Below are 17,427 nucleotides of genomic sequence, written 5' to 3'. Positions count from 1 at the left end.
ATGGCAGCCGGAACGGTCAACATCCCGGGCCTGGGCCCGACGAAGAAGAGCACGGCGTACATGCTCGGCGGCGCGGCCGTGCTCGTTGTCGCAGTCGCGTGGTATCGGTCCCGGAACGCCCCCAGCTCGTCGACGAGCGGCTCGGCGGACACCTCCGGGAGCGGCGACGCGATCGACCCGGCGACCGGCTACGTGTACGGGTCGGCGGAGGACACCGCGGCGCTGGGCAGCCAGGGCACCTACCTGGGTTCCGGCGGGTACGGCGGGAACGGCTCGAACGTCTCGACGGTCTCCACCACCAACGGGTACACCACGAACGCGCAGTGGTCGCAGGCGGCGGAAGATTACCTGGTCAACACGGTGCAGGCGGACGCGAACACGGTCGGGAACGCGCTCGGGAAGTACATCACCGGGCAGCCGCTCACGCCCGACCAGGTCGGCATCGTCAATCAGGCGATCGCGTTCACCGGGTACCCGCCGCAGAACGGCCCGACCGGCTACCCGCCGTCGTACAAGACGTCGACCGAGCCGCCGCCGGTGACGACGCCGACCGGCCCGCCGGCCGCCGTGACGGGCCTGAAGGGCGTCGCGTACGTCGAGCACGTGGACCTGACGTGGAACCCGGTTCCGCAGGTGGCGGGCTACATCATCTACGCCGACGGGATCCGCAAGACCAACAACGTCTACACCAATGAGCACGTGTGGAACCTGGCACCGAACAAGGTTCACCGCCTCGAAGTGCAGCCGTTCCGGATCGTCAACGGCCAGGAGGTCACCGGGCCGAAGACCGGCATCAGCATCAAGACGAAGAAGTGAGGACGCGCCATGACGTTCAAGAGCGTGCTGAAGCCCGAAGGGTCGCTGATCCTGGGCGCGACCGTCGCCGGCATGGTGTACGCCACCTACCAGCTGGACGTCGGGCCGGTGTCCAGCGTCGCCGCGACCGACGCCAACCACCCGGTGCTGGAGACGTCGAGGAAGAAGGCCGGCTACACGTCGCTGATCCTGGTCGGCGGTCTGGCGCTGCTCGCCCGGGACCCGAACCTGGTCATCCTGGGCGGCGCCGCGATCATCGCGATGGAGGCGCACTACCGGCACGCGATCATGCAGCACCCGGAGACCGGGCAGATCCAACCGCCCGCGGCGAGCGCCTACCAGCCCGCCGAGAACGTGGTGCCGCTCGACCTGCAGGGCGCCACCGGCGCGACGGGCTGACCGGTCATGCCGGTCAACCTGGTCGCCCTGGGCGCGATCGCGACCGGCAGCGTGTTCACCTACGCGGGCGTCAAGGGCCTGTCCATCCCGGACGCCGTGCAGTCGATCGTTCAGGGCAAGAGCCCGGCGAACCTCCCGCAGAAGTACGGGATCGACGCGCCGGTGAGCACGCCGCCGGCGACCGGCAGTACCGCGGTCGCCGGCGGCACCGCCACCGGGCAGGCGATCGCCAACGACGGGCTGAAGTACAACGGCCAGGGCTACCACTACGGCGGCCCGGCCGATAAGCCCGGCAACTGGGATTGCAGCTCGTTCGTCTCCTACGTGCTCGGGCACGACCTGGGCCAGCCGCTCCCGGGCGGGAAGTGGGGCGACCCCGGGTTCCCGCCGCACGCGCACGGCCCGACCACCCGCGAGTACCAGGGGTTCGGCCGGTCGATCGGCCGCGCCGACGTCGCCGCCGGCGACCTGATCGTCTGGCCCGACCACATCGGCATCGCGATCAACAACAAGAACATGATCAACGCCAGGTCGACGGCCACCGGGACGGGTCTGAGCTCGATCGACGGCACCACCCGGTACTTCCACACCGAGCCCGTCTACCGGCGGGTCGGTGCGTGATGGACGGCCCGGGCCTGGCCGCGATCGCCGCCGGATCGATCTTCACCTACGCGGGCGTCAAGGGGATCTCCGTCCCGCAGGCCGTGCAGTCGATCGTGCAGGGCAAGAGCCCGGCCGACCTCCCCCAGACCGCCGCGATCGGGACGCCGACGAGCGCGGCCGCGGCCGCCGGCGGCTCGACCGACGGCGGCGGCGGCCAGATCGTCCAGGGCGGCAGCGCGCAAGCCACCCTGCAGGCGACCGCGGCGAGCTTCGGATGGACCGGCGACCAGTGGCAGGCCCTCGCGCAGATCGAGACGCACGAGGCCGGGTTCAACCCTCGCGCGAAGAACCCGAGCTCGGGCGCGCTCGGCCTGGCGCAGGCGCTCGGGCACGGCAACGGGTCGGCGACGGCCGGGACGCTCGGCAACGAGTACGGCGGGAACGGCCTGTCCGACGCGCAGGCGAAAGCGGCCAACTCCGGCGACGCCGGCGCGCAGGCCCTTTGGATGTGCAACTACATCAAATCCAGGTACGGCGACCCGGTGAAAGCCTGGGCGTTCTGGCAGGCTCACCACTGGTATTAGGGGGAAGGGAATGGCGCCGACCAATTCCGCCGCGCAGAAGAAGTACGCCGCGGCGACCGCCGCACTGAACCGCGTAGCGGCGAAGAACCCGGCCCTTGCGCAGAAGACCGCGCAGGACTGGGTATCGGCCGGGTTCACCGTCAACGGCACGGTGTCCGGCGACCTGGCGCAGATCCGCGCGATCAGCCCGGGCGACGCCTCGACCATCGCGGGCGCCCTGGGAGACCGCGACGTCCAGGCCCTCGCGGCGCAAGGTCTGCTGTCCCCCGTGACCGGCGCGATCGGCGGCGCGCTGGGCCCGGCAGCGTCCCGCGTCGGGAACCTGCCCGAAGGGACCCTGGCCGCGACCGCCGCGGGCCTGAACGTCACCTACGACGTCCTGAAACCGCTTTTCCAGGCGAACATCTGGATTCGCGTCGGAGAGGTGGCGCTCGGCATCATCCTGATCGCGGTCGGCCTGGCCCGCATCACCAACGCGATTCCCATAGCAACGAAGATCGCCAAGACGGCGGGAATGGTGGCTGCAGCATGACCGAGGAAATCGAGCCGCTGAAAGTGCATCTGACCGGATCCGATGTGCCGCTGACGGATCCGGCCATCAACCCGCGGCGCCGCGGCGTGTCGCTGCGGTCGTTCGTTCTCACCGCGAACGACCCCGTCCAGCAGATCCTCCCGAACAACATCAACCGGATCCACGCGTGGATCCGCCCCGAGCAGAACCCGGTGTCGATCGGCGCGTCGCAGGCCGACGCGCAGGCCAACGGGAACGGCACATACAAGATCTCCGCCAGCTCGTTCGAGGCGCAGTACCTCCCGACCACCGATGAGGTGTGGGCGACGGCGACGACCCTGCCGACCGTGGTCGACGTCATCGCGATCATCGAGGGGCCATGACGTCGGTCCCACTGAACGAGACCGCGGTCGTCGTCCTCGACCCGACCGGCGCCGGCACGGCGAGCATCGGGCCCATCTCGGCGCGCGAGAGCTGGCACCCGGACGTCATCTCCGTGAAGGTCTCCAGCAAGATCAACGAGGCGGAATGTCAGATCTTCGTCGGCGACTCCGCCACGCAGCCGAACTACATCGACGGCACCTACTCCGGGAGCTCCGGAGACGCCACCGACCGCGCGGCCGCCACGCTCATCCGGGTCGGGTGGAAGGTCTTCGCGACCTGGGCCGGCGGCGACGCGGCCGCCACGGCGACCCTGACCGTCACCGGAACGAAGGACGTGTGATCATGAGCGGCTTCGCGAACGCGATCATCGGCGGTGCGGAAGCGCTGATCCGCAAGGCGATGCGCTCGCCGAACTACGTCCCGGCAAGCGAGGGATGGACGGTGAACAAGGACGGCAGCGCCGAGTTCAACGACGTGGCCGTCCGCGGCTCGGTCGACGTCGGCACCGCCACCCAGTACACCAAGATCTACAACGCGCCGGCGCCGATCGACGGGCCCGCCATCGTGTTCAACTCGGACTCGACGACCTACCCCGACGACGGCTACATCCGCGCGCTGTCGGCCGGCCCCGGCACGGCCTACGCGGCGCTGGAGATCTCCACGCCCGCCGGCGTCGGCCAGGACCCGGCGCAGCTGTTCCTGGTGTCCGGCGACAGCTCGCCCGGCGTCGCGCCGTCCGCCGGGTTCTTCGGGGACGTCGACATCAACGGCGGCCTGACGGTCGACCCCACCGCCGGGAACAACGTCCTCACGGCCGACGACACGGGCGTCGTCACGAACGTAACCCTGACCGCGAACGCCGGGATCTCGCTCCCGGCCGGCGAGTACGCCAAGCGCGGCGCGCTCTTCCCGGTCCCCGCCGCGTCGTTCCAGAACGGCTGGACGAACTTCGGGAACAACTACCAGCCCGCGGCGTTCGTCGAGTACGCCGACGGGACGGCCGGGCTGTCCGGCGTCGTGTCCGGCGGCACCACCACGAACGGCACCGTGATCTTCGCGCTGCCCTCCAACCTGTGGCCGGCCTTCAATCACGTCTGGTGCTCGCCCGGGACCGGCGGGAAGCACAGCCAGATCAGCGTCCATTCGGACGGCCACGTGGTGATCCAGGTCCCCGACACCGGAACGACCTGGGTGAGCCTCGACCCCTGCAGATGGCCAATCGCCGGGTTCTGATGCACGAGTGGCACGAGTGACACGAGGGACAACCATGATCGATCTACGGCACGTCGGCAGCGCGCTGATCTACCTGGGCTACCTCGCGGCCGCGCTGACCGCGATCGGCATCGTGATGCGCTGGGTCGTCCTGCGCTGGGTCATGCGGCCCCTGAAGACCTGGCTGCGCGAGCAGATCAAAGCACCGCTGGAGGGCGTGCACGCCGAGATGCTCCCCAACCACGGGGGCAGCCTGCGCGACGCCGTGAACCGCATCGAGACGCGCCAGAACGCCATGTCCGAGCGGTTCCGTGACCACATCATCAACCACCCGGGAGCGTCATGACCATCGAGGGCGTCGACTACGCGTGGGGCCGGCCGGGCGCGGCCGCGCTCGTCCGCGCCGGCAAGCGGTTCGCATGCCGGTACCTCTCGCACGACACCACCGGCAAGAACCTGACCGCGGGCGAGGCCCGCGAGCTCTCGGCGGCCGGGCTCGCGATCGTCGTGGTGTGGGAATCGACCGCGACCCGGGCGCTCGCCGGACGCGCCGCGGGCGCCGCGGACGCGGCCGCCGCCGCCCTGCAGGCGCACGCGTGCGGCATGCCCGGTGACCGGCCTATCTACTTCGCCGTCGACTTCGACGCCGAGCCCGGCCAGCAGGCCGCGATCAACGCCTACCTGCGCGGCGCCGCGTCGGTGATCGGCGCCGCCCGCGTCGGCATCTACGGCGGCTACTGGCCCGTCTCCCGCGCGCTGGACGCCGGCGCGGCCCGCTGGGCGTGGCAGACCTACGCCTGGTCGGGCGGCCGCTGGGACCGGCGCGCGCAGCTGCAGCAGTACGACAACGGCGAGCGCATCGCCGGGATCGACCTCGACTTCGACCGCGCGACGGCCGCGGACTACGGGCAATGGCGCCTCGCCGGCGACGGCGCCGCGCTCCCGACATGGATGGAGACCCTCATGCACGCGCTCCCGACCGTGAAGCCCGGCGACGACGGCGAGGCCGTCGAGACCGTCCAGGGACTCCTGCAGGCCCGCTCTCACCCCGAGGTCGCCATCGATGGGCGGTTCGGGCCCGCGACGGCGGCCGCCGTCAAGGCCGTCCAGGCGTGGGGCCACGTCACCGCGGACGGGATCGTGGGGCCGGCGACCTGGCCCGTGCTCCTGCGCGTCCAGTAGTACGCCGGTCGACGTCACGGGGTCCTGTCCCATAAGCCACATTTGGACGGTTGCATAGCGAACGATCTTGCGGCGCGGCATCCTGGGCTGTGGACAGGGCGAGGGCCCCTCCCTCGCTTCGCTCGGTCGGGTTTCACCCACAAGCGCTTTCTAACCCGCCCACGGCTACCGGCCGTCCGGCTCGATGGCCGCACGGCTGCCGCTAATGATCATCAGCCGGTGATCAGCCGGCGATGGCCCGCCCCTCGTGCAGGCTCGCTTACGAGGGCCCCCTATCTGTCCGCCCGCGCGACGTTGCAGCCGTCGCGCGGGCCCGGTGGAGGGGGAACCAGCACCGGGCACGACGTGGTGATGTGTGCGTGCCTGCGCCGGGACTCGAACCCGGATCTCCTCCGACCCCCCGGAGGTGCTCTCCCGTTTGAGCTACGCAGGCGTAGGGTGGCCGCCGAGCGGGGGCGACGGCCGCCCGGCTCAGTCGGCCGGCTGCAGCGGCAGCCAGCCCTTCCCACCGCAGAGGCGGCACTCCGTCCCGCTCACCGGGTCGTCGAAGCCCGGGTGGTCCTCGCAGAACGGGCAGACGTTCACCGGCTCCGGCTCGGGCTCGGGCCGCGCGTGCCGCGGCTCGTACGCCTTCATGTCGCTCCTTAGTCGCACGTGCACGGGCAGAGGGACTCCCCGACGCTGTTCTCGGGGCAGTAGACGTCCGTGTGGCCGGACGAGCACTGCGCCCGGCTGCAGCACGTGCAGTAGTCGCACTGCTCGTTGTGGGGGTCGCGGTAGCCGTACCGCTCGAACGCCTCGTTCTCGTCCATCTCGTCTCTCACTTCACCAGGGACACGACGATCGCCGCGCCCCACATCGTCACCAGCAGCGCGCCGAGCCCGATCGGCACCCGGCGCCGCCTGAACCACTCCATGTCGCCCCTCATCGATGAGCCCGCCCGCGCTCCGTGACGGGAGATCTGGTGCCGGAATGACGCGGGCGGGCAGTCTTGGAATGCGGCCCGGGCCGGCCCTCTACCGGCCCGGGCCGCGGCCGCCGGCGCGCGCCGCGATTCAACGCGCCGGCGGCCCGCTTCATCGGCCGTCCGGCCGGGAGTCCTCGACGTCCCACCAGCCGCCGCCGAGCAGCTCGCCGCCCGCCCGGCGCTCCCGGCGCCGCTCCATCCGCGCCGCGGCTATCAGCACGAGCACGGTGAACAGCGAGAACACCACGAACGAGATGATCAGCGCGGCGACGAAGATCAGCACGTCACGCAGCATGGGCCGTCCTCCAGCTCCCGGCGCCGTCCCGGGACGCCCCCTCACCGCCCCGGAACGGCACCGCCCCGGGCGGCGGCGCGGCCGCGGCCGGGTGCTCGCCCGTCCGCCAGATCCGGCGCTCGTCCGGGCTGAGCCGGTGGTAGGCGCGGGCCCGGGCCGCGTCGCGCCGCTCGCGGTCGAGCCGCGCGGCGTGCGCACCCTGGTAAACGTGCGCCACGGCCCACACCACCGCGGCCGCCATCACCAGCAGGGTGATCCCGGCGCCGAACATCGCGGCCGCCGCCTGGTCGGCGCTCACCGCGCCCGCCCCTGCACGCTCGCCGCGATGGCGACCGGCACGACGCCGTGCATGAAGCTCACCATGAGCGTGGTGGGTCCGCCGTGGGTCTGCGGCCGCCGCACGGTCACCTCGACACCGAACCGCGCCGCCCACACCTCGATCGCCTCCCGCGCCGCCTCCTCGTCGCCCGGCCGGTTCACGAAGCCGTTCAGCGTGGGCGTCGCCGCGTCCTCGGACCTCCAGGAGTCGATCGCCCACGACGCCACCGGGAGGTCTTCGCGCTCGGCGAGGTCGCGCAGCGCCATGATCGCGGCGACCTGCCCGGGCCGGATCCCGTCCGCCATCACACGCTGACGCATGGTCGGCGGGGTGTTCGTCTGTTCTGCCATCATGGGGTCGCCCCTTCCGAGGGGTTCTCGTTGTGGGGGACGCCCCGGATACCCGCCGGGGCGTCCCGCTTCTGCTGGTCGCGGCGCATCAGCGCGAGCAACGACCACACCTCGATCAACTCGTGGTCCATGCGGCGCAAGCGGCGGTCCTGCACGTGCCAGACGCGCGCGATGATCAGCAGGCCGATCCACGTGCACGCCGCCGGGACCCAGTCGAGCCAGCTCACTGCGTCCACCACTCGTCGTCGTCCGGGGCGCCGTCGGTCTCGAGCACGTTCCCGACGCGCACGCCGCGGCGGGACGTCAGGAACTCCTCCGGCAGCTGGACCCGCGGCCGGTCGCAGCAGCAGCCCTGCGCCGCGACCATCCGCACGCACACCGGGCATCCGGCGCAGTCCGCGCACGCGCCGGCGGCCGGGTCCGGCGGGATCACCGGCCGCCCGTGCTCCCAGCCCGCGGGCACGTCGTGGCCCCCGCTCACGACGCACGCTCGCTCAAGATCGGCGGGAAGAAGTAGGCGATCTCCACGCGCAAGAAGACCGCCACCTTGCCCAGCTCCACGGCGCTGAACGGGACCTCGCCGCGGACGCGCCGCGAGACGTAGAACTCGCTGACGCCCAGTTCCTTGGCGAGCGCCACCTGCGTGACCTTCTGCTGGCTCAGCCGGTAGCGCACCTTGTACGCGATGAACTGGTCGTCGATGACCTCGTTCTGTTCGACCATGCGCAGAAGCTAGCGCTAAGCGCGAGGGTCACACAACCCTCTCCGTGAACTAAATCTCGCGTCCAGCGCTAGGCATCGGTCGCAGGACGTCATACGCTCACCGCTATGAGCCACACGGAACAGCCGCACGAGAGTGTTGCGGCGGAGGTGCGCGCCCAGCTCGCGAGGCGCAGGATCAGTGGCCGCCGGGCGGCGCTGACGATGGGCTGGACCGAGCACTACATGTCCCGCCGGCTGACCGGAAAGACACCGCTGGACGTGAACGATCTCGCCGCCATTGCCGCCGTGCTGAATGTCCCGATCTCGACGTTCATCGCGCCCCTGGATTCCGGTTACGCTCCGTCGAGGAAGGGTGCAGATTCGGTGTCTGTTAATTCGCCTTGACAGGGCGCCGCGGCGGGTCCGTAATGGGCGTGCGGGCCGGCCCGGCGGTGGCACGCTCCAGCGGCCGTCCGGCGGCGCCGGCGCGACGCGGACGCCCCGGTCTCGCGCCACCGCCGCGACGTCGCGCATAATGTCGGTTACACCCAGTAGCAGGGGCGCTACCGGGGCGGGCGGCAGGGCGGGTGCGCGATGACGACCCTCGATCCGGTGAACTCCACAGGCACGGCCTCCACGGGTACGGTCCCGGCGGGCACGGTCTCCACCGAGGCCGCGCCGGAGGCCGGCGCCGCGCCCCCCGGCGCCCGCGCCCCGGTGCGCGGCCGGCTCGGGCTCCCGCCGATCCGGCGCGCCCCCGGCGCCCCGGCGCGGGGGCCGGGCACCGCGCCGCGCGCACCGCGCGGGCCGATCCGGCTGCCGCTGCGCCGCACCCGGTCCGCCGCCGCGGACGGGACCGTCCGCCCCGCCGTCGCGCCGCTGCTCGCCGTGCACCGGTCCGCGTGCCCGGGCGGCGACGAGGCGGAGCTGCTGCGCGGCTACGAGGTCGCCGAACGCCTGCACCGCGGCCAGCTCCGCAAGTCGGGCGCGCCCTACATCACCCATCCGCTGGCCGTCGCGATGATCCTCGCCGGGATGGGGATGGACACCACCACCCTCGTCGCCGCGCTGCTGCACGACACCGTCGAGGACACCCCCTACACGCTCGGCGAGCTGCGCGCCGACTTCGGCGAGGAGGTCGCCGTCCTCGTCGACGGCGTGACGAAGCTGGACGGCGCCCGGTGGGGCGAGCGCGCCGAGGCCGAGACGTTCCGCAAGATCGTGCTCGCCGCGGCGGCCGACCTGCGCGTCCTGGTCATCAAGCTGTCGGACCGGCTGCACAACCTGCGGACCCTGCGCTACCGGCCCGCGCACAAGCGCGCGCCGTACGCCAAGGCGTCGCAGGAGCTGCTCGTCCCGTTCGCCGAGCGGCTCGGCATCCACGTGCTGAAGCGCGAGATGGACGACCTGGCGTTCGCCGCGCGCGCCCCCGAAGCGCACGCCGCGACCGAGCGCGCCGTCCGGGCCGCGCTGCGGCTGGCCGGGCCGGCGTTCGCGCCCGCGGTCGCGCGGATCCGCGCCGCGCTCGCCGAGCACGGCGTCCGCGCGCGGGTCCGGATCAGGCCGTCGCACCTGTACGCGGTGCACGTGACGTACGGCGGCGACCTCGCCGGGCTGCGGCCCTGCGAGGCGGCGCGGCTCCTGCTGCTGGTCGACGGCGAGGAACGCGACTGCTACATCGCGCTCGGCGCGGTGCACGCCGCGCTGCACCCGGTCGCCGGGCAGGTCCGCGACCACATCGCGATGCCGAAGGACAACATGTACCGGTCGCTGCACACCCGGGTCATCAGCCCGGACGGCGACCCGTTCGACGTGATCGTGCGCAGCGAGGCGATGCACCCGGTCGCCGAGTACGGCATCGTCGCGCACATCCGGCAGGCCCGCGACGACGCCGCCACCGCCGACGCCGTGGCGGGCCGCCGCGACCTGGCGTGGCTGAGCCGGCTGCTGGCCTGGCAGTCCAACGCGCCGTCCGCCGACTTCCTGGACGGGCTGCGCGCCGACCTCGCCGCCGGGCACCTCGCCGCGTTCACCCCGGACGGCCGCGCCGTGCCGCTGCCGGAGGGCGCGACCGCCCTCGACTTCGCCTACGCGCTGGACGCCGGCACCGGCGACCGCTGCATCGGCGCCGTCGTCAACGGGCGGCTCGCGCCGATGTCGGTGCAGGTCCGCAGCGGCAACGTGGTGGAGGTGCTCACCGACCCGGCGGGCTCCCCGTCACAGGACTGGCTGGACTTCGCCGTGACGGTCCCGGCGCGCATGCACATCCGGCGGAGCCTCGCGCTGCGGCGCGCGGAGGAGGCCGCGGACGCGGGGCGCCGCACCCTCGTGCGGGCCCTGGCGCAGCGCCAGCTCGACCTGCTCGCGGCGGAGGCGCGCGGCGACTCCCTCGCCGTCGCCCGCGACCTCGGCTACGGCGAGATCGACCAGATGTACGGCGCGCTGGAGGCCGGCGCGCTCGGCCTCGACGACCTGGTGGCCCGCTTCACCCGACTCTGACATTCCCGACTACCCTGGTCCGCGTGATGATCGCATGACCGGCGAGGGACCGTTCGAGTACGGCGTGGACGGGCCGAAGGTGATCGTGGCGGGCGTCGACGGGTCGGAGACGTCCCTGCACGCCGCCGCGTACGCGTGGGGCCTCGCGCGCCGCAGCGGGGCGCGGCTGGTCATCGTGCACGTCGCGCCGATCGCGGCGCTGTCCACCCTCACCGCCGGCGGCGCCGCGGTGATGCGGGAGGCGGGCGAGGCCGTCGCCGGGGACCTGCGGCGCGAGCTGGAACGTGCCGCCGAGCGCGCCGACGTCCGCTACGAGTTCGTCGCCGAGCAGGGCGACCCGTTCAGCGTGATCTCCCGCGTCGCCGACGCGTCCCGCGCCGACGCGGTGATCGTCGGCGCGTCCGCGCAGGCCGGGCACCGGCTGGTCGGCTCCGTCGCGGTGAAGCTGGTCCGCACGGGCCGCTGGCCGGTCACCGTCGTCCCGTGACCCGGCCGCGGGTCGGCGGGGCGGGCAGGTTGGACGGCGGCGGCGGGGGAAGTGGTCCGGTGAACCGTGCGGAGGACGAGGCGGGGGCGACGATGGCGGAGCCGTACCTGACGGACGTCGGCTGGTCGGGGTCCGCGCTCCGCGTCGCCGGCGCGATCAGGCGCGACGGCGAGCTGCCGGCGGTCCCGGAGATGGAGCTGGTGCTGCGCGAGCGCGACGGCGGCGGGCTGCTGCGGCTGCCCGCGTCCGCCGCCGCGGACGACGGCCTGATCACCTTCGAGGCGCTGGTGGACGTCGCGGCCGTCGAGCGCGGCGAGCCGCTGCCCGGCGGGCTGTGGGACGTCGACCTCGCGATCGGGTCGCCGCCGGAGGGGCGGGTCTTCGAGCTCGGCCCCGAGCGGGCGCCCGGCCTGGACACCTCGCCGCAGCGGCGGTTCCTGCCCGGTGCGGTGACCGTCGCCGCCTACTTCGGCGGGCGCGGGACGCTGTCCATCGACGTCGGCGGCCGCTCGCACGTCGCCGGCACCACGGCCGCGGACGGCGTCGCCTGGGACGAGCGCCGCGAGGAGGTCGTCATCACCGGGCACATCGACCGGCGCTGGATCAGCATGCCGGTCTCCGGGACGCTGATCCTCACCGAGCGGCGCACCCGCGACACCTTCGAGGTCATCGCCGCGCTGGAGGAGTCGGACGAGCGGCTCGGCTACCGGGCCGCGCTGCCGGTCACCCGCGCGTTCGTCGACGACCCGCTGCCGCGCGGAACGTGGGACGTCGCGCTGTGCATCGGCTTCTCCGGCATGCACCGCGAGCTCGGCGTCCTCGCCCCCGGGGACCCGGTGGACGTGCAGGTGTGGCGGCGGTTCCGGCACGTCCGCGTCGCGTCCTCGGCCGCGCCGGAGCCGCTGACCATCACGGTCGGCCGCGCCTGAACGGCCGGTCCGGCCAGAACGGCCGCGAGCTGGCGGCCACCACCCCTGCGAGCAGCACGACCACCGACGTCCCGCCGATGAGGTTGACGCAGGCGGTCGCGACGGCCGCGTCGAACGGGCCGTTCAGCAGCAGCGGCAGGATCGTCAGCAGCACCACGGCGAGCCCGCCGATCCACGCGAACGCCCGGACGGGGCGCGCCGCCGTGGCCAGCAGCAGGTGCATCAGCGCGGTCGCCTGGATCGTGCCGGCCATCGCGCACAGCGCGTAGCTCGTCGCCGCCGGTCCCGCCGCGGTGTGCCCGCCCGCGAACACCGGCACCTCCAGCCCGAACACGCCGCGCAGCCCCATCACCGCCGCGAACGCCATGCCGCCGGCGGCCATCGCCGCCGCCGTCCCCGCCCACCACAGCGGGCGCAGCGGGATCGCCGACCCGGCCGAGATCTCCTCGTGCAGGGCGACGAACTCCTGGTACCTCCTCGCCGGAGCCTCGACCCGGCGCCGCCGCGCCGTGGAGGGACACCGGAACGACCGCTCGTACGGGCGTGGCGCAGGACGGCCGGCGTGCCTGCCCGGCAGGCCGCCGGGGTAGCGCCCGAAAGGCGTGTCGGGCATGTTCCCTCCCCCCGGTGCGAACGATGTAGGTGCTACCCGGCACCGATAGGGGGAACTCTCCCAAGCACAACAATTTGCAGATGTTTGGCCCCGTCACCGGCCATACCGTCGTTCATCGCGTTAGCGATGCCCCGCGGCCCTTTTCGTCGTTCCCGGAAACGCAAGGACCCCCGGGGCGTGCCCCAGGGGTCCTGCTCGGTCCGGTCGCCGCGTCAGACCTGGCCGGCCTTCTCCAGCGCCGCGCAGCAGGTGCCGGTGATGAGCCGGGCCACCACGTACGGGTCGACGTTGGCGTTCGGGCGGCGGTCCTCGATGTAGCCCTTCTTGTCCACCTCGACCTGCCACGGGATGCGGACGGACGCGCCGCGGTCCGACACGCCGTAGCTGAACTCGCTCCACGGGGACGTCTCGTGCATGCCGGTAAGGCGGCGCTCAATGTCGGCGCCATAGCCCTTGACGTGCTCCTGCGCGCGCTCTGCGAGGGCCTCGCAGGCGGTGATGATGGCGTCGTAGCCCTCGCGCATCGCCTTGGTGGAGAAGTTGGTGTGCGCGCCGGCGCCGTTCCAGTCGCCCTCGACGGGCTTCGGGTCGAGCGTCGCGGAGACGTCGAACTCCTCGGCGATGCGGTACAGCAGCCACCGCGCGACCCACATGTGGTCGCCGACCTCGAGCGGGCCGGCCGGGCCGATCTGGAACTCCCACTGGCCGGGCATGACCTCGGCGTTGATGCCGGAGATCTTCAGGCCGGCGTCCAGGCAGGCGTCCATGTGCCGCTCGACGATCTCGCGGCCGAACACCTCGTCCGAACCGACACCGCAGTAGTAGAAGCCCTGCGGAGCCGGGTACCCGCGCTCGGGGAAGCCGAGCGGGCGGCCGTCCTTGAAGAAGGTGTACTCCTGCTCGATGCCGTACCAGGAGTCCTGGTCGGCGTACTGCTCCGCGACCGGGCGCAGTTCGGCGCGCGTGTTCGTCTTGTGCGGCGTGCCGTCGACGAGGAACACCTCGCACAGGACGAGCCTGTGGGCGCCGCCGCGGATCGGGTCCGGACAGGAGAACACCGGCTTGAGCACGCAGTCCGACTTGTCCCCGGGAGCCTGGTTGGTGCTCGAGCCGTCGAAGCCCCAGTCCGGCAGGTCCGCGCCATCGGGCAGGATCCTGGTCTTGGACCGCAGCCGGGCGGTGGGCTCGGTGCCGTCGATCCAGATGTACTCGGCCTTGTAGCTCAACGTCGGTCCCTTCGCTCACTGCGGGGCCTTGTGGCTCCCCCGGCACCGACCACGCTCCCAACCAGGCATTTCGCACCTGTTGCCCAAATGTGAACGCCATGTAACACCCCCAACAGGCCCGTCAAGCGCGGAAACGGAGGCGCATTCCCCAAGCGACCGCCATACTCGGGTGATGATCGACGGGGACGGGGTGCGCGGGCGGGTGCGGCTGCTGCTGGCGCTCGGCGAAGACGACTACGAGGCCATCGCCGCCGACGCGGCCGAGTCACTGGACGGTGCGCCGGGGGCCGACGGCGTCGCGCGGGACGTCACCGCGGACGAGTTCGCCGCCTACCTGGCCGACCAGCGGACGTGGCCCGAGACGATCGCGTCCGACCGCGTCCTCCGCGCCTTCCGCGACCTCGACCTGGCCGGGATCGTGGCGCGCGTCGACCACGGCTGCTGCCAGAACTGCGGCATCGCCGAGATCGGCGGCGAGGTGCCCGACGGCGAGCAGCACGCGTACCGGGGCTACGCGTTCAGCCACCGGCAGGACATGGAGAACGCCGTCGACGGCGGCGGGCTGACCATCGCCTACGGCGTCTTCAACGACGCGCAGATGCAGGCCGACCAGGCCGGCATCGGCCGCGAGGTCGCCGCCGCGCTGCAGCGCCATGGGCTGGACGTGCAGTGGAGCGGCGACCCCGGCGAACGGATCGAGGTGCCGCTCACCTGGCGGCGGCGCCGCTTCGGCGGGCTGGCCGCCGGCCCCGGCGAGCCCGCGCCGGAACCGCCGGCCGGCGACCGCGTCGACGTCACGTTCTGCGACTACCACCGCGGCCGCCACGCGGACGACGACGTCCCGATGACGCTGGCAGGGGCGAAGGACGTTCTGGCGGCCCTCACGCCGTGGAAGGACAACTTCGCCGTCTTCGAGGGGCTGTCAGGCGGGGTCCTGCAGGTCTGCTGGGAGGAGGGCCGGCGGCTCTGGCTTGAGAGGCCCGACGCGGAGGCCCGCTGCTCCCACGGCCGCTACGCCACCCCGTCGGAGGTGGAGGACCTGCTGGCGGTGCTCGCCCGCGAGGGCGACGTCGCCGTCGGGCTGCTGGGGGACGTCGCCGTCGATCACTGGGACGGCTGAGCCGCCAGCTCGCCCGCCGTCATCGAGCCGGGCTCCCGGCCCGAGCGCGCGAACTCGTTCGCCATCCGCAGCAGCGCCTCGTTCACCGGCGTCGCGACGCCGTGCAGCCGGCCGAGGAGCACGATCTCGCCGTTGAGGTAGTCCGCCTCGACCGACGTGCTGCCGCGCCGCAGGCTCTGCCACGTCGAACCCCCGGCCGGGTCGCCGCCCTCGACGGGCCGCACCTCGACCCGGCCCGCCCGCAGCTCCCGCTGCTCCTCGTCGGTGGCGCGGTCGATCCCCGCCGCGTCCAGGACCTCGACGGCCTCCGCCCGCGCCCGCGCGACCAGCGCCTTCGCCTCGTCGCCGGCCAGCGAGCCGCACACCGCCTCGACCGCGTTCGCGAGGTTCCCGAGCAGTTTCGCGTACTTCCAGCGCATCACCTCGGACGTCACCGGGACGAGGAAGTTCGCCTTCTCCAGGCCGTCCGCGATCGTGCGGGCCGTCTCGTCCGCGCCCGACGGGTACCGGCCGAGGTTGAGCGCACCGGTGTAGGGCGCGCAGCGGACGGTGACGGCGCCCGGTTCCAGGTAGCTCGCCGGGAGGAACACGCACATTCCGTAGACGCGGCGGAACCGGCGCAGCGCGAGGCGCTCGGCCTCCACGCCGTTCTGGGCGCAGACCAGCGGAAGGCGCTCCCCCGCCGTCCCGCCGCCCAGCACCGGACGTGCGGCCCACGCGTCCAGCGCGGCGACCGCGTCCTGGGTCTTCACCGCGAGCACGAGCACGTCGTCCTCCGCCAGTTCGAGCGCCTCGGGGCCGTCGACGACCGGCACGGGCAACTCGAACACGCCGTCAGGTGCGGTGAGCCGCAGCCCCCGCTCGCGCAGCGCCTCGAACTGCGCACCTCGCGCGACCAGCACCGCGTCCTGGCCCGCCTGCCGCAGCCGGCCGCCGAGCGCCCCGCCGATCGCCCCCGCACCGATGATGACGTAACGCATGACAAACCCCGCTCGACCTGGACGTCCGTGACCTTCACACCCTAAGCGTCAAGATCACCGTCCGTGCCGGGGGCGTCAGGAGGTCCCGGAGGGCCAGTCCCAGTGCGGCACCTCGCGCAGCGGGTGCAGCTCGTCGTCGCTCTGGGCGTGGGAGTTCTGCTTCGCGACCTGGGTACCGAACTCGACGTGCTCGAGCAGCGCCTGCCGGAACGGCGCGTCGTCCGGCAGGCCCACGGCGTCGGCCGCCGCCATGTACAGCTCGACGAACCTGCGCCGCTGCTCCTCGGTGATCTTCAGATGGCGGTGCACGTCGATGAGATGGGCGAAGCCGACCTCCCGCGAGAACGTGTCGGGCCCGCCGAAGGTCTCGGCGGTGAACGCCGTCAGATGGTCGACGTGCGTGGGCCGTCCCTCGCCGAACAGCGGCTGCAGCAGCGGGTCGGCCAGCAGCGAGGCGTAGAAGACGTCAATGAACCGGTGCAGGCCCTCGTGGCCGCCCGCGTGCTCGTACAGCGTCCGCATGATCCCACCAGGGCTCGCCGTGTCCCGTACAAGCCGTTTATCGCAGCCGCCGGCCGTCGTGTCCACGGCGGCGTCCGGGGAATCGCACCGTTCACCGTCCGAATCCGGCCATCGAAGACAGAGGGCGGCATCACATTTCGCCCGCCCGTCTCGTCATACGGCTGAGGAACCCACCAGAAGGAGAGAACCGATGACCGACTTCCAGGCCATTGCGGACCGCGTCGAGATCGACGCGCTGCGCGCCGAGTTCACCGACGCGGCGATGATGCGCGACCGCCCCCGCCTCGCGTCCCTGTTCACCGAGGACGGCGTGCTGCGGATGCCCAACGTCCCCGTCGAGCTCGTCGGCCGCGAGGAGATCCGCGCCGGCGGCGAGCGGCTCCAGGCCCGCTGGGACTTCTTCGTCCAGACCACGCACCCGGGCGCGGTCAGCATCGACGGCGACACCGCGACCGGCCGCGCCTACATCCACGAAGTCGTCCGCACCCTCGACGGCATCGAGGGCCTGAACTACGCCGTCTACCACGACAGCTACCGGCGCACCCCGGACGGCTGGAAGTTCACCGAGCGCGTGTACGAGGTCCGCTACCTGGACACGACCCCCCTCACCGGCTCCGCCCCCGCTCCCACCCACTAGGAACCGGACGTGACGTAGGTCACAGCATCGGGGCGTCGGATTCTCCTCCGGCACGCGGTCTTGATATCGACCGTCCCGCCGGAGGAACCG

Annotated in this window: 28 protein-coding genes and 1 tRNA gene; 16 read left to right on the top strand and 13 right to left on the bottom strand. The window is 72.6% G+C overall.

What is annotated here, in order from left to right:
• From J4709_RS17485 to J4709_RS17440, 10 genes are read left to right on the top strand one after another with little or no spacing between them, the layout of a single operon-like run.
• Window positions 1-816 carry a hypothetical protein gene (locus J4709_RS17485; RefSeq protein ID WP_208241965.1) on the top strand — a complete coding sequence of 272 codons (816 nt, stop codon included), beginning with the start codon at window positions 1-3 and terminating at the stop codon, window positions 814-816.
• 9 nt (window positions 817-825) lie between these two features.
• Window positions 826-1,215 carry a hypothetical protein gene (locus J4709_RS17480; protein WP_208241963.1) on the top strand — a complete coding sequence of 130 codons (390 nt, stop codon included), beginning with the start codon at window positions 826-828 and terminating at the stop codon, window positions 1,213-1,215.
• 6 nt (window positions 1,216-1,221) lie between these two features.
• Window positions 1,222-1,836 (top strand): NlpC/P60 family protein, encoded by a 615-nt coding sequence (locus tag J4709_RS17475; protein ID WP_208241961.1) that lies wholly within the window; start codon window positions 1,222-1,224, stop codon window positions 1,834-1,836.
• Window positions 1,836-2,402: a hypothetical protein gene (locus tag J4709_RS17470; protein WP_208241960.1), complete on the top strand. Its 567-nt coding sequence runs from the start codon at window positions 1,836-1,838 to the stop codon at window positions 2,400-2,402. Before J4709_RS17475 ends, J4709_RS17470 begins: the two co-directional genes overlap by 1 nt.
• Window positions 2,403-2,412: 10 nt before the next feature.
• On the top strand, window positions 2,413-2,934 hold the full coding sequence (locus tag J4709_RS17465) for a hypothetical protein (RefSeq protein WP_208241958.1): 522 nt from the start codon (window positions 2,413-2,415) through the stop codon (window positions 2,932-2,934).
• Entirely contained in the window at window positions 2,931-3,296 is a 366-nt protein-coding gene (locus tag J4709_RS17460) for a hypothetical protein (RefSeq protein WP_208241956.1), read from the top strand. Before J4709_RS17465 ends, J4709_RS17460 begins: the two co-directional genes overlap by 4 nt.
• Entirely contained in the window at window positions 3,293-3,637 is a 345-nt protein-coding gene (locus J4709_RS17455) for a hypothetical protein (protein ID WP_208241954.1), read from the top strand. The genes J4709_RS17460 and J4709_RS17455 overlap by 4 nt, the downstream gene beginning before the upstream one ends.
• Window positions 3,638-3,639: 2 nt before the next feature.
• Window positions 3,640-4,530, top strand: coding sequence for a hypothetical protein (locus J4709_RS17450; RefSeq protein WP_208241952.1), 891 nt, complete (start codon window positions 3,640-3,642; stop codon window positions 4,528-4,530).
• Between the two features lie 34 nt (window positions 4,531-4,564).
• Window positions 4,565-4,855 (top strand): hypothetical protein, encoded by a 291-nt coding sequence (locus J4709_RS17445; protein ID WP_208241950.1) that lies wholly within the window; start codon window positions 4,565-4,567, stop codon window positions 4,853-4,855.
• Complete coding sequence (locus J4709_RS17440) at window positions 4,852-5,691, top strand: glycoside hydrolase domain-containing protein (protein ID WP_232383626.1); 840 nt, start codon at window positions 4,852-4,854, stop codon at window positions 5,689-5,691. Before J4709_RS17445 ends, J4709_RS17440 begins: the two co-directional genes overlap by 4 nt.
• 360 nt (window positions 5,692-6,051) lie before the next feature.
• Here the strand turns inward: J4709_RS17440 and J4709_RS17430 are convergent.
• From J4709_RS17430 to J4709_RS17390, 9 genes are all read right to left on the bottom strand, one after another.
• Window positions 6,052-6,124: transfer RNA gene (locus J4709_RS17430), tRNA-OTHER, on the bottom strand.
• A 38-nt stretch (window positions 6,125-6,162) separates the two neighbouring features.
• The gene (locus tag J4709_RS17425) at window positions 6,163-6,327 is read right to left on the bottom strand and encodes a hypothetical protein (protein ID WP_208241948.1); all 165 of its coding nucleotides are present in this window, start codon (window positions 6,325-6,327) and stop codon (window positions 6,163-6,165) included.
• Between the two features lie 8 nt (window positions 6,328-6,335).
• Window positions 6,336-6,503, bottom strand: coding sequence for a hypothetical protein (locus J4709_RS17420; RefSeq protein ID WP_208241946.1), 168 nt, complete (start codon window positions 6,501-6,503; stop codon window positions 6,336-6,338).
• Between the two features lie 264 nt (window positions 6,504-6,767).
• Window positions 6,768-6,953 (bottom strand): hypothetical protein, encoded by a 186-nt coding sequence (locus J4709_RS17415; protein ID WP_208241944.1) that lies wholly within the window; start codon window positions 6,951-6,953, stop codon window positions 6,768-6,770.
• On the bottom strand, window positions 6,943-7,251 hold the full coding sequence (locus tag J4709_RS17410; RefSeq protein WP_208241942.1) for a hypothetical protein: 309 nt from the start codon (window positions 7,249-7,251) through the stop codon (window positions 6,943-6,945). The genes J4709_RS17415 and J4709_RS17410 overlap by 11 nt, the downstream gene beginning before the upstream one ends.
• Complete coding sequence (locus J4709_RS17405) at window positions 7,248-7,592, bottom strand: hypothetical protein (RefSeq protein WP_208241940.1); 345 nt, start codon at window positions 7,590-7,592, stop codon at window positions 7,248-7,250. The genes J4709_RS17410 and J4709_RS17405 overlap by 4 nt, the downstream gene beginning before the upstream one ends.
• Before the next feature lie 29 nt (window positions 7,593-7,621).
• A complete protein-coding gene (locus tag J4709_RS17400) occupies window positions 7,622-7,858 on the bottom strand; it encodes a hypothetical protein (protein WP_208241938.1) in 237 nt (78 codons plus the stop codon).
• Window positions 7,846-8,103: a hypothetical protein gene (locus J4709_RS17395; protein ID WP_208241936.1), complete on the bottom strand. Its 258-nt coding sequence runs from the start codon at window positions 8,101-8,103 to the stop codon at window positions 7,846-7,848. Before J4709_RS17395 ends, J4709_RS17400 begins: the two co-directional genes overlap by 13 nt.
• On the bottom strand, window positions 8,100-8,345 hold the full coding sequence (locus J4709_RS17390; protein ID WP_208241934.1) for a helix-turn-helix domain-containing protein: 246 nt from the start codon (window positions 8,343-8,345) through the stop codon (window positions 8,100-8,102). The genes J4709_RS17395 and J4709_RS17390 overlap by 4 nt, the downstream gene beginning before the upstream one ends.
• 105 nt (window positions 8,346-8,450) lie before the next feature.
• On the opposite strand from J4709_RS17390, the gene J4709_RS17385 reads away from it, so the two are divergent.
• The 4 genes from J4709_RS17385 (at window position 8,451) to J4709_RS17370 (ending at window position 12,239) form a co-directional block, all read left to right on the top strand.
• The gene (locus J4709_RS17385) at window positions 8,451-8,729 is read left to right on the top strand and encodes a helix-turn-helix domain-containing protein (protein WP_208241932.1); all 279 of its coding nucleotides are present in this window, start codon (window positions 8,451-8,453) and stop codon (window positions 8,727-8,729) included.
• A 189-nt stretch (window positions 8,730-8,918) separates the two neighbouring features.
• Window positions 8,919-10,823, top strand: a complete 1,905-nt coding sequence (locus J4709_RS17380) for a RelA/SpoT family protein (RefSeq protein WP_232383625.1) — start codon at window positions 8,919-8,921, stop codon at window positions 10,821-10,823.
• A gap of 34 nt (window positions 10,824-10,857) precedes the next feature.
• Window positions 10,858-11,310: a universal stress protein gene (locus tag J4709_RS17375; protein WP_208241930.1), complete on the top strand. Its 453-nt coding sequence runs from the start codon at window positions 10,858-10,860 to the stop codon at window positions 11,308-11,310.
• Window positions 11,311-11,369: 59 nt separating this feature from the next.
• Window positions 11,370-12,239 (top strand): hypothetical protein, encoded by an 870-nt coding sequence (locus tag J4709_RS17370; protein WP_307801312.1) that lies wholly within the window; start codon window positions 11,370-11,372, stop codon window positions 12,237-12,239.
• On the opposite strand, the gene J4709_RS17365 is transcribed toward J4709_RS17370, so the two are convergent.
• The gene (locus tag J4709_RS17365; protein ID WP_208241928.1) at window positions 12,220-12,852 is read right to left on the bottom strand and encodes a hypothetical protein; all 633 of its coding nucleotides are present in this window, start codon (window positions 12,850-12,852) and stop codon (window positions 12,220-12,222) included. The genes J4709_RS17370 and J4709_RS17365 overlap by 20 nt on opposite strands.
• Window positions 12,853-13,064: 212 nt before the next feature.
• Window positions 13,065-14,078: a glutamine synthetase gene (glnII, locus tag J4709_RS17360; RefSeq protein WP_208241926.1), complete on the bottom strand. Its 1,014-nt coding sequence runs from the start codon at window positions 14,076-14,078 to the stop codon at window positions 13,065-13,067.
• Between the two features lie 172 nt (window positions 14,079-14,250).
• Between glnII and J4709_RS17355 the strand changes: the two genes are divergently transcribed.
• Window positions 14,251-15,198 carry a DUF6891 domain-containing protein gene (locus J4709_RS17355; RefSeq protein ID WP_208241924.1) on the top strand — a complete coding sequence of 316 codons (948 nt, stop codon included), beginning with the start codon at window positions 14,251-14,253 and terminating at the stop codon, window positions 15,196-15,198.
• On the opposite strand, the gene J4709_RS17350 is transcribed toward J4709_RS17355, so the two are convergent.
• Window positions 15,183-16,178 carry a ketopantoate reductase family protein gene (locus tag J4709_RS17350; RefSeq protein WP_208241922.1) on the bottom strand — a complete coding sequence of 332 codons (996 nt, stop codon included), beginning with the start codon at window positions 16,176-16,178 and terminating at the stop codon, window positions 15,183-15,185. The two genes, J4709_RS17355 and J4709_RS17350, sit on opposite strands and share 16 nt — an antisense overlap.
• Before the next feature lie 75 nt (window positions 16,179-16,253).
• The gene (locus J4709_RS17345) at window positions 16,254-16,700 is read right to left on the bottom strand and encodes a group II truncated hemoglobin (protein WP_208241919.1); all 447 of its coding nucleotides are present in this window, start codon (window positions 16,698-16,700) and stop codon (window positions 16,254-16,256) included.
• Between the two features lie 190 nt (window positions 16,701-16,890).
• Here J4709_RS17345 and J4709_RS17340 point away from each other — a divergent pair, with 190 nt between their 5' ends.
• Window positions 16,891-17,337, top strand: a complete 447-nt coding sequence (locus J4709_RS17340; RefSeq protein WP_208241917.1) for a nuclear transport factor 2 family protein — start codon at window positions 16,891-16,893, stop codon at window positions 17,335-17,337.
• The last annotated feature ends 90 nt before the right edge of the window (window positions 17,338-17,427 follow it).

The sequence above is a fragment of the Actinomadura violacea genome (assembly GCF_017573465.1).
Lineage (GTDB): Bacteria > Actinomycetota > Actinomycetes > Streptosporangiales > Streptosporangiaceae > Spirillospora > Spirillospora violacea.
Note: the sequence above shows the minus strand (reverse complement) of the source record. Positions and strands in the feature narration are given on the sequence as shown.

Coding starts and splice junctions, on each gene's coding strand:
- J4709_RS17485 (WP_208241965.1), top strand. CDS start 1: ATGGCAGCCGGAACGGTCAACATCCCGGGCCTGGGCCCGACGAAGAAG.
- J4709_RS17480 (WP_208241963.1), top strand. CDS start 826: ATGACGTTCAAGAGCGTGCTGAAGCCCGAAGGGTCGCTGATCCTGGGC.
- J4709_RS17475 (WP_208241961.1), top strand. CDS start 1,222: ATGCCGGTCAACCTGGTCGCCCTGGGCGCGATCGCGACCGGCAGCGTG.
- J4709_RS17470 (WP_208241960.1), top strand. CDS start 1,836: ATGGACGGCCCGGGCCTGGCCGCGATCGCCGCCGGATCGATCTTCACC.
- J4709_RS17465 (WP_208241958.1), top strand. CDS start 2,413: ATGGCGCCGACCAATTCCGCCGCGCAGAAGAAGTACGCCGCGGCGACC.
- J4709_RS17460 (WP_208241956.1), top strand. CDS start 2,931: ATGACCGAGGAAATCGAGCCGCTGAAAGTGCATCTGACCGGATCCGAT.
- J4709_RS17455 (WP_208241954.1), top strand. CDS start 3,293: ATGACGTCGGTCCCACTGAACGAGACCGCGGTCGTCGTCCTCGACCCG.
- J4709_RS17450 (WP_208241952.1), top strand. CDS start 3,640: ATGAGCGGCTTCGCGAACGCGATCATCGGCGGTGCGGAAGCGCTGATC.
- J4709_RS17445 (WP_208241950.1), top strand. CDS start 4,565: ATGATCGATCTACGGCACGTCGGCAGCGCGCTGATCTACCTGGGCTAC.
- J4709_RS17440 (WP_232383626.1), top strand. CDS start 4,852: ATGACCATCGAGGGCGTCGACTACGCGTGGGGCCGGCCGGGCGCGGCC.
- J4709_RS17425 (WP_208241948.1), bottom strand. CDS start 6,327: ATGAAGGCGTACGAGCCGCGGCACGCGCGGCCCGAGCCCGAGCCGGAG.
- J4709_RS17420 (WP_208241946.1), bottom strand. CDS start 6,503: ATGGACGAGAACGAGGCGTTCGAGCGGTACGGCTACCGCGACCCCCAC.
- J4709_RS17415 (WP_208241944.1), bottom strand. CDS start 6,953: ATGCTGCGTGACGTGCTGATCTTCGTCGCCGCGCTGATCATCTCGTTC.
- J4709_RS17405 (WP_208241940.1), bottom strand. CDS start 7,592: ATGCGTCAGCGTGTGATGGCGGACGGGATCCGGCCCGGGCAGGTCGCC.
- J4709_RS17390 (WP_208241934.1), bottom strand. CDS start 8,345: ATGGTCGAACAGAACGAGGTCATCGACGACCAGTTCATCGCGTACAAG.
- J4709_RS17385 (WP_208241932.1), top strand. CDS start 8,451: ATGAGCCACACGGAACAGCCGCACGAGAGTGTTGCGGCGGAGGTGCGC.
- J4709_RS17380 (WP_232383625.1), top strand. CDS start 8,919: ATGACGACCCTCGATCCGGTGAACTCCACAGGCACGGCCTCCACGGGT.
- J4709_RS17375 (WP_208241930.1), top strand. CDS start 10,858: ATGACCGGCGAGGGACCGTTCGAGTACGGCGTGGACGGGCCGAAGGTG.
- J4709_RS17365 (WP_208241928.1), bottom strand. CDS start 12,852: ATGCCCGACACGCCTTTCGGGCGCTACCCCGGCGGCCTGCCGGGCAGG.
- J4709_RS17355 (WP_208241924.1), top strand. CDS start 14,251: ATGATCGACGGGGACGGGGTGCGCGGGCGGGTGCGGCTGCTGCTGGCG.
- J4709_RS17350 (WP_208241922.1), bottom strand. CDS start 16,178: ATGCGTTACGTCATCATCGGTGCGGGGGCGATCGGCGGGGCGCTCGGC.
- J4709_RS17345 (WP_208241919.1), bottom strand. CDS start 16,700: ATGCGGACGCTGTACGAGCACGCGGGCGGCCACGAGGGCCTGCACCGG.
- J4709_RS17340 (WP_208241917.1), top strand. CDS start 16,891: ATGACCGACTTCCAGGCCATTGCGGACCGCGTCGAGATCGACGCGCTG.